We start from the raw sequence: 14091 nt of genomic DNA on the forward strand, positions 1-14091 counted from the left end.
TTAATGAGGGAGGAAATTTAATGAACAAACATATCGTATTGCTGCCTGGAGATGGAGTCGGTCAGGAAATCATCGGTTCCGCCCGTTCCGTCCTGGAAGAAATTGCTGAAAAATACGGTCATTCGTTTACGTTTGAAACTCATGCCATCGGCGGTACAGCTGTCGATGAGCATGGCGCTCCCCTTCCGGAGGAGACAGTCGCCGCTTGTAAAGGAGCGGATGCTGTATTGCTGGGTGCGGTCGGTGGTCCTAAATGGGATGACCTCCCTTCCCACCTTCGTCCTGAAAAAGGATTGCTTGGCATCCGAAAAGAACTTGGTCTGTTTGCCAACCTTCGTCCGGTCAAAGGGTTCAAGAAATTACTTGGCGCTTCCCCGCTGAAGGAAGAACTTGTCGAAGACAGCGACCTGTTAATTGTCCGTGAATTAACGGGAGGGCTTTATTTCGGTACTCCATCAGAACGCCGCGAGGACGGACAGTCGGTTGTCGATACACTTTACTATGAACGCCATGAAATCGAAAGAATCGTAGATAAAGCATTCCAAAGCGCTCGTCTGCGTCGCAACCATCTTACTTCGGTCGATAAAGCCAATGTACTGGAGTCCAGTAAGCTGTGGCGCGAAGTCGTCGAAGAGAAGAAGGCAGATTATCCGGACGTTACGGTCGAGCATATGCTTGTTGATGCGGCGGCTATGAAGCTGATTCAGAACCCTGCACAGTTCGATGTCATCGTCACAGAAAATATGTTCGGTGACATCCTGAGTGATGAAGCTTCTGTATTGACTGGATCACTGGGCATGCTTCCTTCTGCCAGCCTTCGTTCCGATGGTGTCGGACTGTATGAACCAGTACACGGTTCTGCACCGGATATTGCCGGGCAGAATATCGCCAACCCGCTGGCGATGATTTTATCTACAGCCTTGATGCTGCGCCACTCTTTCGGTATGGAAGAAGAAGCAGCCTGCATTGAAAAAGCAGTAGAAGAAGTCATCGACACCGGTTATCATACAAAAGATTTGAAAGTAGCGAATGGCATTGAAACGGATACGACGAACATGACTCGTAAAGTCGTGGAATATCTGACAGAAAGTGATGCGGCCAGCTGTATCATGAGTGCCTATGCCTGATTACTGACGCGAGGAGTGAAAACAATGACCCAGCCAAAAACAATCATCGAAAAAATTTGGGAGAATCATATCGTCCATCAGGAGCCTGGCAAGCCTGATCTGCTTTATATCGATTTGCACCTGATTCATGAAGTCACTTCTCCCCAGGCTTTTGAAGGACTAAGAATGAAGGGGCGGAAAGTGCGTCGTCCTGAATTGACGTTCGCTACGATGGACCATAATGTCCCAACGAAGCAACGGCATATCATCAAAGATGAAGTTTCTAAAAAACAGATGCACACCTTGAAAGAAAATTGTGAAGAGTTCGGTGTCCCGCTTGCTGACATCGACCACCCTGATCAGGGGATCGTCCACGTTATCGGACCAGAGCTTGGTCTCACCCAGCCAGGCAAGACCATTGTCTGCGGGGACAGCCATACCTCGACTCACGGTGCATTCGGGGCGTTAGCCTTTGGAATTGGAACCAGTGAAGTGGAACATGTCCTTTCCACCCAGACACTTGGCCAGGCACCTCCGAAAACGCTTGAGGTTAAAGTGAATGGCAAGCTTGGCACAGGCGTTACGGCTAAGGATTTGATTCTGGCTATCATCGCCAAGCATGGCGTCCGTTTCGGTACCGGTTATGTTATCGAATATACCGGTGAAGCTGTCCGCAATCTTTCCATGGAAGAACGGATGACGGTCTGTAACATGTCGATTGAAGCCGGTGCTCGCGCCGGTCTGATTTCACCAGACGATACAACGATCGAGTACCTTCGCGGCCGACGCCATGTTCCGGATGGAGAAGCTTTTGATGAAGCTGCCGATCAATGGCGTGCCCTGGCTACCGATGAAGGTGCAAGCTACGATGCCACCGTTGAAATCGATGCCTATGAAGTCGAACCCCAGGTAACATGGGGAACGAATCCATCCATGTGTATTCCGGTCAGCGCCAATGTACCGGACCCTGCCAGCCAGGAAAAAGATTATGAGCAGGACGCTGTCCAGCGGGCTCTCGACTACATGGGACTGGAAGCCAATCAGCCGATCGATTCTGTTAAAGTCGATTATGTGTTCATCGGCTCTTGTACCAACTCCCGGCTGAGCGATTTGAAAAAAGCAGCAGATGTCATTCAAGGCAGAAAAGTCGATGAAAAAGTCACTGCCCTCGTTGTTCCAGGCTCGAGAACAGTCAAGGAACAAGCGGAAGCAGAAGGTCTGGATGTCATCTTCAAAACAGCCGGCTTTGAATGGCGTGAAGCAGGATGCAGCATGTGCCTGGCGATGAATGACGATATCGTCCCTCCTGGCGAACGGTGCGCATCTACTTCCAACCGTAACTTCGAAGGCAGACAAGGAAACGGGGCCCGCACCCACCTGGTCAGCCCGGAAATGGCGGCAGCGGCTGCACTTGAAGGTCATTTTGTTGATGTAAGAAAAATTACCGATACAGCAGTAAACAGATAGGAGGTCTTTCCATGGAACCGATACGCGTTCATTCCGGGCTTGTCTACCCATTGAATCGCTCAAATGTCGATACAGACCAAATCATCCCAAAACAATTCCTGAAACGAATCGAACGCCAGGGCTTCGGCCAATTCCTTTTTTATAACTGGCGTTTTGATGAAGAAGGAGAAAAACGTGACATCTTTACGATGAATGATGAGAAGTATAATGACGCTTCCATTCTGGTCGCCGGAGATAATTTCGGCTGCGGTTCCTCCCGGGAACACGCACCCTGGGCAATTTTGGATTACGGCTTCCAAGTTGTAATCGCACCAAGCTTCGCCGATATTTTTTATAATAACTGCGTCAAGAACGGCATCCTCCCTGTCAAACTGACAGAAGATGAAACACAGGCAATCATTAAAAAAGCGGAACAGCAGATGCTTAACTTGACGGTTGATCTGGAAAAGCAGCTGGTCGTCGATGAAGAGGACTTCAGCTTCAGCTTCGACATTTCGGATTACCATAAACAGATGCTGTTGAACGGCTGGGATGAAATCGCCGTCACATTAACAAACGAAGACAAAATCACCGCCTATGAAGAACGTCAGCAAATTATTGGATGATGAGATTGGATAGAGTTTAATTCTTCCACCATCATTAGAAAATCATAATAAAAAATTATAAGGAGTGTGAAGACATTGGGAATTCGTTATTATTAACCAAGGTGGCGGATGCTATGGAACAGCTTTCCTCTGTTGTGCATCGTACCCCGCTCACCACTTCAGCGACATTAAATGAACAAACAGGAAAAAATGTGTTTATGAAGATGGAAAACCAGCAAAAAACCGGCGCATTTAAAATCAGAGGTGCCAGCTACAAAATCTCGCAATTGACCAAGCATGAAATGAAGCGTGGGGTAATTGCCGCTTCTGCCGGCAACCATGCCCAGGGTGTCGCGCTGGCAGCCGCAAAACGCGGCATCGAAGCAAAAATTTTCATGCCAGCCAACACACCGAAAGCAAAGACCAAAGCTACGGAAGGCTACGGAGCAAAAATCGTGCTGACGGGCGAGTCTTTTCAGGAAGCCTATGAGGCGGCTATCGAAGAACAGAAGCGATCCAAAGCTGTATTCATCCACCCTTTTGATGATCCCGATGTCATGGCGGGACAAGGAACGATTGCCATCGAGATGCTTGAGGACCAGCCTTCCCTCGATACACTTATCGTCCCTGTCGGCGGGGGCGGCCTGATCAGCGGCATCGCTTTTGCCGCGAAAAGCATCAACCCGGCCATCCAGGTAATCGGCGTTCAGGCGGAAGGTGCGAGTGCCACTTATAATCAGTTTCACTCCAAAGGGGCTACTTCCCTGCCATCTGTTTCGACGATTGCTGATGGAATTGCAGTAAAACGCCCGGGAGAAAAAACGTATCCGATCATCCGAAACTATGTCGATAAGATGATCACAGTTTCTGATCAGCAGATTGCGGCCACCATGGTCCAGCTGCTGGAAAGGGAAAAAACCATGGTAGAAGGCGCCGGCGCTACAGCATTAGCAGCCCTCCTTTCCTATCATAAAAAAATCAATTCCCAAAACTGTGGTATCGTCGTCAGTGGAGGTAACATGGATATTGCAAAACTCCCTGCCATCCAGTCCTTGTCTCAGCAAAACAAATATAAAGTCGTATGATCGTACAGGCAGCCCACATATCGGGGCTGCCTGTTTTTCTGAGCTATATTACTCATTTTTCAATGAGAAGATTAATGCCCGCCTTCTAGTGGTATGTTATACATTAAAAGGAGGCATTTGATTATGTTAAAATACATTCTAGCCGTACTACTGCCGCCTTTAGCAGTATTCATGGCAGGCAGACCAATGACAGCTCTATTCAACTTGATTCTTACAGCGATTTTCTGGATTCCAGGTGCCATCCACGCTGTCTTAGTAGTACGTAACAAAGAACTCGGCACCGTTTAACTAAAATTCATTCTGAAAGGGCCCCTTCCCCCAGGGGTCTTTTCTTTTGGCTTTTTACAATGCACTGTCGCCCTTTAACACCCAGTATATATAAACTGCGAAACAATGATTTTTTTCGTGAGTGCTGCTCACCCGCTTCGGCAGAACACTTCGCTTTCCTGGGGCACGGCCTCAGCCTCCTCGCGGAAACCCACCGCTGTGGGGTCTTCGGACTCGTGCTGTTCCCCAAGGAGTCTACGTATTCTGCCTACGCTAGTATTAATTCTCAAATGAAAATTTTATTATTTAGAATCTTCGTGTGCAATTAAGAAACCTCAGTATAAAAAAAGACAAGATACTTCATTAAAAAGACACAGCTCACTATCAGCGGAAGAAATACACGGAGACTCCTGCGGGAGCAGAGGCCTGGATGAGACCCCGGAGAGCGTTAGCTCGAGGAGGCTCATCAGCCGCCCGCGGAAAGCGTAGTGTATTTCTGCAGCGGTATTTTAGCCTGAACCATAAAGTATTTCACTAGTTCGCAGTTTGTTTAAAACAGTCTTTTTTTTTACATAGCTTACGGATAGGCATAGAATAAGAAGGAAGAAACATAGACTAGCCTAACGATATATAAGGAGGGATCCCATGCGAACTGCTAATCCTACGTTGAATGACCGGACTTTCAATAAACAGCGTGCTGCCACTGGTAAGCGCACGATGACGGTACAAGGGACCGTCAATCGAGTATTCATTCTGCTGTTCCTTTTGATGGCTACTGCCTACTATACCTGGAACCTCTACGCTGCAGGTGAGCCTGTCGGCGTCTACATTTGGGTTGGCATCATCGGCTCGTTGATTTTTGCTTTAATCACAGCTTTTGTACCAAAAGCGGCTCCTGTCACAGCTCCAGTATACGCCGCGTTAGAAGGGTTATTCATCGGAGCTATTTCGGCGCAGTATGCCAGTTTGTACGAAGGCATCGTCGTCCAGGCTGCACTGCTTACGATCATGACTTTATTCGGACTATTGATTATTTATAAACTGCGTATTATCAAGGTCACGAAGAATTTCCGTATGGGTGTGATGGCTGCTACTCTCGGAATTTTCCTTGTCTATTTAGTGGATATTGTCCTTCGTGTCTTTACATCATCGATGCACGTACCGCTTCTTCATGAGTCCAGTCTGCTCGGAATCGGTATCAGTCTTTTCATTGTAGCGATTGCCGCTTTGAACCTCGTGCTTGATTTTGATTTTATTGAGCGGGCATCGAATCGTGGAGTTCCAAAGCACATGGAGTGGTATGGAGCATTTGGCCTTGTGGTTACCCTTGTCTGGTTATATATTGAGATGCTCCGGCTGCTCGCAAAATTAAGAAGCCGCTAGGACCCCCTGCTATCAGCTCTACGCTGACTGCAGGTTTTATTTTTTCCGATAAGAGGAAGATAGATGGTAGAGGAGGTAGATATGATGGATCAAATGAATGATTTTCTCTATCAATTGAAACGGCATATGCAATACACAAGTGAACTCAGGGACGCTTACGAAAAATTGCCAGTCGAGCAAAAAGAAATCGTGAAAAATGCTTCCCCACGGAAGGAATCCCCGGAGGATCTATCCAAGCATGCCTATCAATGGCACGACAACCTGTTCAAGGTGGTTGACAAATAAAATCTCTCACCGGAATAGAAAAGGCTGTACCCAACCGGGTGCAGCCTTTTGGTTATGTATCATACGATTTTTCCAGACGCGCAGCTGGTTTACTAGACAGAAGGTGTAGCCTTCTGGACATCTTGATGAACTTACTAGACAGTTCTGAAGTTTATTGGACACTTATTATTTTTTTACTAGACTTTCTTGAACATTTACTGGACACAACCACCGATTACTAGACAATTTCAGAAATCAGACGTCATTACGGATGATTAAGTAAATGATCAAGCCGATAACCGGAAAAAATAAAGTGCCGATTAAAATGAGTAAGGCATACTCCTGGCTTTTACCTTTTCTCCGTGAATCGCGGTAAGCCCAAATGCTGGTTATAATATTCAGCACAAAGACCAGCACTCCAAATAACAGGAATAAAGCAAAAATGCTTCCCACTTCCACCATCAACATACGCTCCCTTCTGTTTCTCCCATTCTATTATCGGCTTCCTGCGTTTATGTTTCAAGAATTTGAAAACCATGCCTGAAGCTAATTTAATGATTTTCCTACAAAAAATAAAACACGTCTATGGTGTAGACGTGTTCATGTCGCTTGCCCTTCTTCAAACCAGCGATCTTCCCATAACCTGTACTCCCACTCTTTGATAAGATCGAGACCTGCCTGGAAAGAAGTACAGTCTTTTTCACTAACAGGCCTGGCATGGCAGTCATAACTTCCATCACGCCTCGCTGTCATTAAAGCAACCTTCCATTTTTCTTTTACATCTTCCGCATCGGCTCCTCTTAATACGACCAGCCAGTATTCTGCCTCCCTGTCATTACTATTCACTAAACTTCTTAATACTTTCAGATCTCTTTCTCCAATCGAAATCGCTTTTTTCGTATAGTATTCTACATAATTCATCCCAGCCTTCCCCCTCTCCTGAAATCAAAACGGTAATTTGAATTTTCTGAATTCAATACTCAAAAATGTTGTGCTGCCCCTATGATTAAATTAAGAGCAGCACTTCTAACTATGCCAGTCGGAATACGACGCCATACCCGCCTTTCGGGTACTTCCATTCAATATTATCGTGAGGACAGCCAATCCTGCAGCTGCCGCATTCATGACAACCTTCATACCCCACCTGAATTCGGTCCCCTTCAAACTTATACACTTCTCCCGGACAAAAATACGTACAAGGCTTATCCGGGCATTTTTCCAGGCAAATCGTCTGGTCAAGAATCTTCAAATGGGATTCCTTATCCGCTCGGAACCTGACGAGGTACTGCTTTTCTTCAATCGTCGCTTTCGCCATTATTTCATCACCTTCCATGCCCGGTACATATCCTGTACTGTCCGGATTTTTCCGCGTTCCATAAACATATTGAAAATCCCTTTTTGCTTTTCCTGTTTACTTATTCCGTCCACGGTAAAGAAGGTACGGGCAGCCCGGTTCAGCATCGGAATATACTCTTTCAAATATTGCGGATGGTTTTCCAATGTTTCCGTGGCATCTTTATACTTTTTTAAGTCCTTGCCAATAAAGCTTTCGTAAACTTTTTCCCGGTAGATATCCAGTACTTCTTCGGTATACTTACCGGTTTGTTTCGCCAGCAAGATGGCTTCAGCAGCAAAACTACCGGATTTCATCGCCATATTAGAACCTTCGCGGTGAATGCCGTTGACCAGCTGGGCGGCATCGCCGGCAACAATCACTCCGTCACCAACCAGCTTCGGGATGGCGTGATACCCTCCTTCTGGTATTAAATGGGCGAGATATTCCGCTTCCTCGGCGCCTTTAATGAGCGGTTTGACGATCGGATGATTTTTCACATATTCCAAAAGATCATAGGGCTTCATTTTACTGTTAACAAGGCTCGACAATGTGGTTCCCACACCGATATTCAGGCTTTCCTTGTTTGTATACAGGAAGGCCGTCCCGAGATGACCTTTTGTGGCATCACCGAACATTTCTATCGTACACCCCTGCCCGTCTTCCAGGTTGAACCGCTCATTGATGGTTTCCGCTGGCAGGTTGAGTACTTCCATCACCGTCAATGCCACTTGAGCAGGCTCGATTTCCTCATGGAAACCGAGTTGTTTGGCAAGCAGCGAATTGACACCGTCTGCCAGTACGACGACATCAGCATACACATCCCCATCAGGACGATCGGTTCTTACCCCTACGACTTTTCCATTTTCAACAAGACAAGCATCCACTACCGTTTCGTTAATTAATGTTACCCCTTGTTCCTGTGCTTTTTTTGCAAACCATTGATCGAACTTGGCACGCAATATCGTAAAGTTATTATAGTTCTCTTCATTTGCCCACGCCTGGCCCTTATAGCCAAGTGTAATCGCAGATTCTTCATCGAGCAGCCACATCCGCTGCTCCACTATCGGTCGTTCAATGGGAGCTTCCTTCCAGAATTCAGGAATGATTTCTTCCAACTGCTGCTTATACAGCACCCCGCCCATGACGTTTTTTGCGCCAGGATATTCCCCTCGTTCAATTTGGAGTACCTTCAGTCCGTTTTTCGCACATAAATAGGCACAGCTGGTACCGGCCGGACCGGCACCAACGACGATGACGTCAAATCTTTCAGGCATGGGAAACCACCTCTTCCTTCAGCAGCTCATCAAAAGCATGGATCAGAACCGGCAGGATTTCCCTGGCATCTCCTACCATCCCGTAGGTGGCGACTTCAAAGATAGGAGCCTCCGGATCTTTATTAATGGCGATGATCATTTCGGAGTTTTTCATCCCGACTGTATGCTGGATCGCACCGGAGACTCCAATGGCGAAATAAATTTTCGGAGTCACTGTTTCACCCGTCTGCCCGATCTGGTGATCATGGGAAAGCCAGCCTGCTTCGACAGCATCCCTGGTACCGCCAACCGTGGCACCGATTGTTTCGGCAAATTGATGAATGAGCTGGAATCCTTGTTCATCTCCCATCCCTTTGCCGCCGCAGACAATGACATCGGCATCTTCCAGGTTTACCGACTTACCTGGTCCTTTGACAATTTCAAGTACCTTCGTGCGGATATCTGCTTCCTTCATGTCCAGGCTTTCTTCGATAACCGCGCCTTTCCGGGAAGCATCCGGTTCTAATGCTTTCATCACCTTTGGGCGGACAGTGGCCATTTGCGGGCGATGTTTTTTACATAGAATGGTCGCCATGATGTTGCCTCCAAACGCGGGTCTGCTTGCCTCTAATAATCTTTTATCTACATCGACATCAAGCATCGTACAATCGGCCGTAAGCCCAGTCTTCAAGTCGGTTGCGACTGCAGATGCAATGTCTTTTCCATTGGGAGTAGCTCCATAGAGGATGATTTCCGGCAGGTGTATGCGCGCTAATTTTCCCATTCCTGCTAAATATGGTTCGGTTCTGTAGTCCTTTAATACCGGTGCGTCGATGACATATACTTCATCGGCACCATGGTGGATCAACGGTTCGGTCAGATGCCGGATTTCATGTCCTAACAGTACCGCTGCAAGCGGCGTTTCCAGCTTATCTGCTAATTCTCTTCCTGCGCCGAGAAGCTCAAGCGATACTCCTGCTATGCTGCCATCGACGACTTCAGCGAACACCCAGATACCCCGATGGTCTTCTATCATACCGCTGCTCCCCCTTTCTTATGGAACAAGTGACGTTTTTCCTGCAATACATGAAGCAGCTGGTCTACTTGCTCCTGGGGGCTACCTTCCAGCCTGTGTCCGCCTTCCTGCTTCGGAGGTGCGAACATTTTTCCTACTACGGTCGGCGATCCTTTCAGTCCTAGTTGTTTTCGGTCGACTTCTCCTAACTGGTCGACATTCCAAACGACCGGTTGATAAGAGACTGCTTTCAACATATTCGGGAACGGTGCATATTCAATCTCGTTTATTTCCTTTTCTATGGTTATCAGACAAGGAAGTATGGTACGGATATGGGCATACCCGTCTTGAAGCTTACGTTGGAGTTCTACATAGTCTTTGGTGACTTTTGTGATGGAAGTGATGTTTGTTACTGGCGGGATATCGAGCCTGCTGGCTATACCGGGTCCTACCTGCCCGGTATCTCCGTCGATAGCATGTTTTCCGCAGAAAATCATATCGATCGGGGAAGCTGAGCTTATTTTTTCGAGCGCTTTTGTCAGGGCATAACTGGTGGCTAATGTGTCGGCTCCGGCAAATGCCCTGTCGGAGATCAAGTACCCTTCATCAGCACCGATTTCGATGCTTTTTTTGATAACCGCATCGGCCTGAGGCGGCCCCATGGATAATACGGACACCTTTCCTCCGTATTCGCGTTTCAAACGCACGGCTTCCTGTACCGCATGAGCATCATAAGGATTCATGATCGAGGGGACGCCCCGCCGGTCCAGCGTATTTGTTTTCGGATTGATTTTGATTACTTTCGTATCTGGTACCTGTTTCACACAAACAACAATGTGCATGCAGTATCAACCCCCTTTCTTTTAAATGGCCTTGTTCCCAACCCTAACCAGCAAAGGAGCAAAGCCTGATAGTAAGATTTTCTGTCCATCATTTGTTAGCGCTTGCAAGATTGGGTGAACAGGCGAATGTTCCCAAGAGCAAGACAGATAACGGGGATGAAATCTATCTATTCCGATTAGATGATGACAGAAAATTCATTTTCCACCTTGATACTAGCAAACAACTGAACCTTCCTCTATGACATACATCACAGATTGTTCAGGGTAAGGAATAATTTTTGCAAACGACGATGAGATATATGCTAGTTTTATCTTTACTTGGTCCTCCCCTCATGTATTTGGGCATAAAAAAACCTGCTGCCTTTTTAGCAACAGGTTTGTAATCTTTACCACCGCTTGACGGCGGGTCTTGATGATTTTCTGAAGAAACGGAACACTTGCCTGATGAGGCCATACAACGTATAACAAACACCAAATACTACGACTGCGAGCAGCTGCACGGCCAATGCTTCCTCCGCAATACTTCCATTCAGTTTCACCACCCGGTACAACTGAATGCTGATCAACAGATTGGTTACCGCAAGGCTGATCACCAAAAATGTGAGCAGCCGCTTCCAGTTGGCGTGCATAAGCCATAACGTAACCGGTTCAAACAGCCAGACTCCGGCAGCCAGCAGCATAAACGGCAGAAGAAAATGTATATAAATCGGATCGATTCCAAGGATTGCAAACGTGTCGACATCGAACTCCAGCCACTTGCTTATCATATTCCAATTAAACCAGTCTTTCATTTCATCACGTCCCCTTTTCATTTACGACCAGTTTGGCCAGTTCTGGGGGATTTTAAACCCATGTAAGTAATCGGAAAGAATGATAGCCGGTCAGCTTTTACTTCTGATATAATTCGTTCATCAGGAGGAATTTCAATGAAAAAAGCAATCCTATTCGTGCTGATCGGCGCCTCGCTTTGGGGAACGATCGGGTTATATGTAAAAATGCTGGAACAAGCAGGCTTTACCTCAATGGAAATTGTAACGATTCGGGTGTTTTTCGCCAGCGTATTTCTGCTTGGCTACATGCTGCTACGGTATCGTAAACAGATGAAACTGAAAAACTGGAAAGACATCCGGTATTTTATCGGCACCGGAATCGGGAGCATCGTGTTCTTCAACTATTGCCTGTTTGCCAGTATGGCAGAAACCAACATCCCGATTGCCACTGCCCTCTTATATACTGGTCCAGCTTTTGTGATGATTCTATCTATTATTCTATTTAAAGAGCCGTACACGGCTAAAAAGGGGCTGGCACTAGGGCTGACACTGGTCGGTGCTGCTTTTGCAGTTGGTGCCTTTCCCTCACCGGATGCAAGTTTATCTACTGCCGGTATTTTACTCGGAATCGGATCCGGCTTCGGCTATGCCTTATATAGCATTTTCAGCAAATTCGCCTTTGTAAAATATGACAGCCTGACCATTACCTTTTATACATTTATTACCGCGACGGCGGCTTTGCTTCCGTTTTTTCCGTATCAGGAAAAATTGGCGATCCTGTTGTCTCCCGGTCCGCTCCTGCTTGGCATCGGACTTGGGTTGTTGCCGACAGCTGTTGCCTATATCTCCTACACACTCGGATTATTTGAAATGGAAGCATCGAAAGCGTCCATATTGAGCACCATCGAACCGGTAGTGGCCATTATCATCGGCATTACTGTTTTTGATGATGCCTTCAATGGATGGCAAATGGCTGGCATGCTTGCTATCATTTCTGCAGTGGTCGTCATTTCAAAAAGTCGTAAACGTGTGAAAATCACAGCCAGGGTGTGATTTATATCATTATCTCCATAGTGGATACCTTGTATGATAGAGGTAACCAATGAAGGAGGTAGATGAAATGACTACTTTTACAAGAGAAAATACACCTGCTGAAATCGTAAATATATATCCGAAGGCGAGCGACTTATTCAAAAAGAACCGGATCGACTTCTGCTGTGGAGGAGATCGTCCGCTAGGTGAAGTATTTGATGAAAAGAAAATGGATGAAGGCATGATTTTACACCAGCTGAACGAAGATTACTCCGACTGGATTACAAAAGGAAATGAAGGTCCGGATTGGAGCAAAGTTTCCAACACGGAACTTGTCGATCACATCGTCTACACCCATCATGCTTTTTTGAATGATGAACTGCCGGCATTAGGCCAGTTTGTCACAAAAATCTACCGGGTCCACGGTGCCAACCACCCGCATTTGCAAGAATTACATCGATTGTATAATGAGCTGAAAGTCGAATTGGAGTCCCACCTGATCAAAGAAGAAATGGAAGTATTCCCGCTGATCAAGCAATATGATGTGGAGCCTAGTGAAGAATTGCGACAGCGGATTCACGAGGCGAATGGCGGCTTAGAAGATGAACACGACCAGGCCGGGGATCTCTTAAAAGAAATCCATAACCTGACCAATGGGTTTGAACCACCTGTGGACGCTTGCAACTCGTATCGGATCACTTACAAGCGGCTGGCAGAACTCGAAGCCGATACATTCCAGCATATCCATTTAGAAAATAATATTTTGTTTAAGCGGATCTAAATTAAAAAAATCCACCTGGACGCGGTCCGGGTGGATTTTTCTATGCTTTCAAAAAGGCTTCCAAGGCTTTCTCCTGCTGTTTCATTTCGTTATAACCTTGCATGTAAAGATTATGGAGCTTTTGTTTGTTACGCTCTATTCTCCCGACCGCAAGCGGCTCATCCGGTCGGATAATGAATACTTTCCCCTCTTTTTCAAGCTCATGCAGCCTTCTGGTCAACTGGTTGTATTTATCATGACGAGTCAGGAGGCTGTCCACGAATTTAGGATATTGTTTGAACTTGCGCTGGATATACCAGCCAAGCCGCATCCTTTTCTTCATATATCCTTGATTTCTCGTCAGGATGACGACGTGCTTTTCGTTCCCTTGTTCAATTGACCGCTCGATTGGCACAGGGTCGGCTATCCCGCCATCCATCAGATATTTACCATCATAAGGAATACTCGGCGATATCAATGGAATCGAACACGATGCCCGCATGATCGTAAGTAAACTGTTCCGGTCCGGAAAATCATCATAATAGTGGGGCATTCCTGTCTCCATATCTGTTGTAGCAACCGCAAACTTCGTCTTTCTCGCTTCGAATGTATCATAATCGAATGGAACAAGCTCATTCGGCAGTTTGTCAAAAATAAAGTCCATGCCGAACAATTCTTTTTGACGGAACGCCCGTTTATAGGAAATATACTCCGGATGATCCCCGTAGCCGACGAGCACATCATAGTTCCTGCCCCGCTGTTTGGCTACATAGGAGCTTCCGTTTGACGCTCCTGCCGATGCACCGACTACATAGGGAAAATGAAGATCCATATCAAGAAAATAATCCAGGACACCTGCAGTATAGGTCCCTCGCATGCCCCCGCCTTCTAATACAAGCCCTGTTTTTTCCATACCTAAACACCTTC

Annotated in this window: 17 protein-coding genes; 9 read left to right on the top strand and 8 right to left on the bottom strand. The window is 46.6% G+C overall.

Going from position 1 to position 14091, the window contains the following annotated elements; all coding sequences use genetic code 11:
- Window positions 1-20 precede the first annotated feature (20 nt).
- From leuB to ACGTNI_RS07805, 7 genes are all read left to right on the top strand, one after another.
- Window positions 21-1127 (top strand): 3-isopropylmalate dehydrogenase, encoded by a 1107-nt coding sequence (gene leuB / locus ACGTNI_RS07775; protein ID WP_394461304.1) that lies wholly within the window; start codon window positions 21-23, stop codon window positions 1125-1127.
- 24 nt (window positions 1128-1151) lie between these two features.
- On the top strand, window positions 1152-2573 hold the full coding sequence (gene leuC, locus ACGTNI_RS07780; RefSeq protein ID WP_394461306.1) for a 3-isopropylmalate dehydratase large subunit: 1422 nt from the start codon (window positions 1152-1154) through the stop codon (window positions 2571-2573).
- Between the two features lie 11 nt (window positions 2574-2584).
- Complete coding sequence (gene leuD / locus ACGTNI_RS07785; protein WP_394461308.1) at window positions 2585-3178, top strand: 3-isopropylmalate dehydratase small subunit; 594 nt, start codon at window positions 2585-2587, stop codon at window positions 3176-3178.
- Between the two features lie 113 nt (window positions 3179-3291).
- Entirely contained in the window at window positions 3292-4242 is a 951-nt protein-coding gene (ilvA, locus tag ACGTNI_RS07790) for a threonine ammonia-lyase (protein ID WP_394461310.1), read from the top strand.
- Between the two features lie 123 nt (window positions 4243-4365).
- Window positions 4366-4530 (top strand): YqaE/Pmp3 family membrane protein, encoded by a 165-nt coding sequence (locus ACGTNI_RS07795; protein ID WP_082412042.1) that lies wholly within the window; start codon window positions 4366-4368, stop codon window positions 4528-4530.
- A gap of 624 nt (window positions 4531-5154) precedes the next feature.
- On the top strand, window positions 5155-5892 hold the full coding sequence (locus ACGTNI_RS07800; protein WP_394461312.1) for a Bax inhibitor-1/YccA family protein: 738 nt from the start codon (window positions 5155-5157) through the stop codon (window positions 5890-5892).
- Window positions 5893-5955: 63 nt separating this feature from the next.
- A complete protein-coding gene (locus ACGTNI_RS07805) occupies window positions 5956-6177 on the top strand; it encodes a hypothetical protein (RefSeq protein WP_394461315.1) in 222 nt (73 codons plus the stop codon).
- Between the two features lie 234 nt (window positions 6178-6411).
- Here the strand turns inward: ACGTNI_RS07805 and ACGTNI_RS07810 are convergent, their stop codons facing one another.
- From ACGTNI_RS07810 to ACGTNI_RS07840, 7 genes are all read right to left on the bottom strand, one after another.
- Window positions 6412-6618, bottom strand: a complete 207-nt coding sequence (locus ACGTNI_RS07810; protein ID WP_085507881.1) for a PLDc N-terminal domain-containing protein — start codon at window positions 6616-6618, stop codon at window positions 6412-6414.
- A 138-nt stretch (window positions 6619-6756) separates the two neighbouring features.
- Complete coding sequence (locus tag ACGTNI_RS07815; protein ID WP_394461317.1) at window positions 6757-7077, bottom strand: hypothetical protein; 321 nt, start codon at window positions 7075-7077, stop codon at window positions 6757-6759.
- Window positions 7078-7186: 109 nt separating this feature from the next.
- Window positions 7187-7471: a ferredoxin family protein gene (locus tag ACGTNI_RS07820; RefSeq protein WP_085509213.1), complete on the bottom strand. Its 285-nt coding sequence runs from the start codon at window positions 7469-7471 to the stop codon at window positions 7187-7189.
- Window positions 7471-8766, bottom strand: a complete 1296-nt coding sequence (locus ACGTNI_RS07825; protein ID WP_394461319.1) for an FAD-dependent oxidoreductase — start codon at window positions 8764-8766, stop codon at window positions 7471-7473. Before ACGTNI_RS07825 ends, ACGTNI_RS07820 begins: the two co-directional genes overlap by 1 nt.
- Window positions 8759-9781, bottom strand: a complete 1023-nt coding sequence (locus ACGTNI_RS07830; RefSeq protein WP_394461321.1) for an electron transfer flavoprotein subunit alpha/FixB family protein — start codon at window positions 9779-9781, stop codon at window positions 8759-8761. Before ACGTNI_RS07830 ends, ACGTNI_RS07825 begins: the two co-directional genes overlap by 8 nt.
- Window positions 9778-10602: an electron transfer flavoprotein subunit beta/FixA family protein gene (locus tag ACGTNI_RS07835; RefSeq protein ID WP_394461323.1), complete on the bottom strand. Its 825-nt coding sequence runs from the start codon at window positions 10600-10602 to the stop codon at window positions 9778-9780. The genes ACGTNI_RS07830 and ACGTNI_RS07835 overlap by 4 nt, the downstream gene beginning before the upstream one ends.
- 386 nt (window positions 10603-10988) lie before the next feature.
- On the bottom strand, window positions 10989-11393 hold the full coding sequence (locus ACGTNI_RS07840) for a hypothetical protein (protein WP_394461325.1): 405 nt from the start codon (window positions 11391-11393) through the stop codon (window positions 10989-10991).
- Window positions 11394-11528: 135 nt separating this feature from the next.
- On the opposite strand from ACGTNI_RS07840, the gene ACGTNI_RS07845 reads away from it, so the two are divergent.
- Together ACGTNI_RS07845 and ric are read left to right on the top strand one after the other, a co-directional pair.
- Entirely contained in the window at window positions 11529-12425 is an 897-nt protein-coding gene (locus tag ACGTNI_RS07845) for a DMT family transporter (protein WP_394461327.1), read from the top strand.
- Between the two features lie 67 nt (window positions 12426-12492).
- Window positions 12493-13185 (top strand): iron-sulfur cluster repair di-iron protein, encoded by a 693-nt coding sequence (ric, locus tag ACGTNI_RS07850; protein ID WP_394461329.1) that lies wholly within the window; start codon window positions 12493-12495, stop codon window positions 13183-13185.
- A 40-nt stretch (window positions 13186-13225) separates the two neighbouring features.
- On the opposite strand, the gene ACGTNI_RS07855 is transcribed toward ric, so the two are convergent.
- Complete coding sequence (locus ACGTNI_RS07855) at window positions 13226-14077, bottom strand: patatin-like phospholipase family protein (protein ID WP_394461331.1); 852 nt, start codon at window positions 14075-14077, stop codon at window positions 13226-13228.
- Between the last annotated feature and the right edge of the window lie 14 nt (window positions 14078-14091).

Source organism: Thalassobacillus sp. B23F22_16, assembly GCF_043496955.1.
Taxonomy (GTDB): Bacteria; Bacillota; Bacilli; order Bacillales; family Halobacillaceae; genus Thalassobacillus; species Thalassobacillus devorans_A.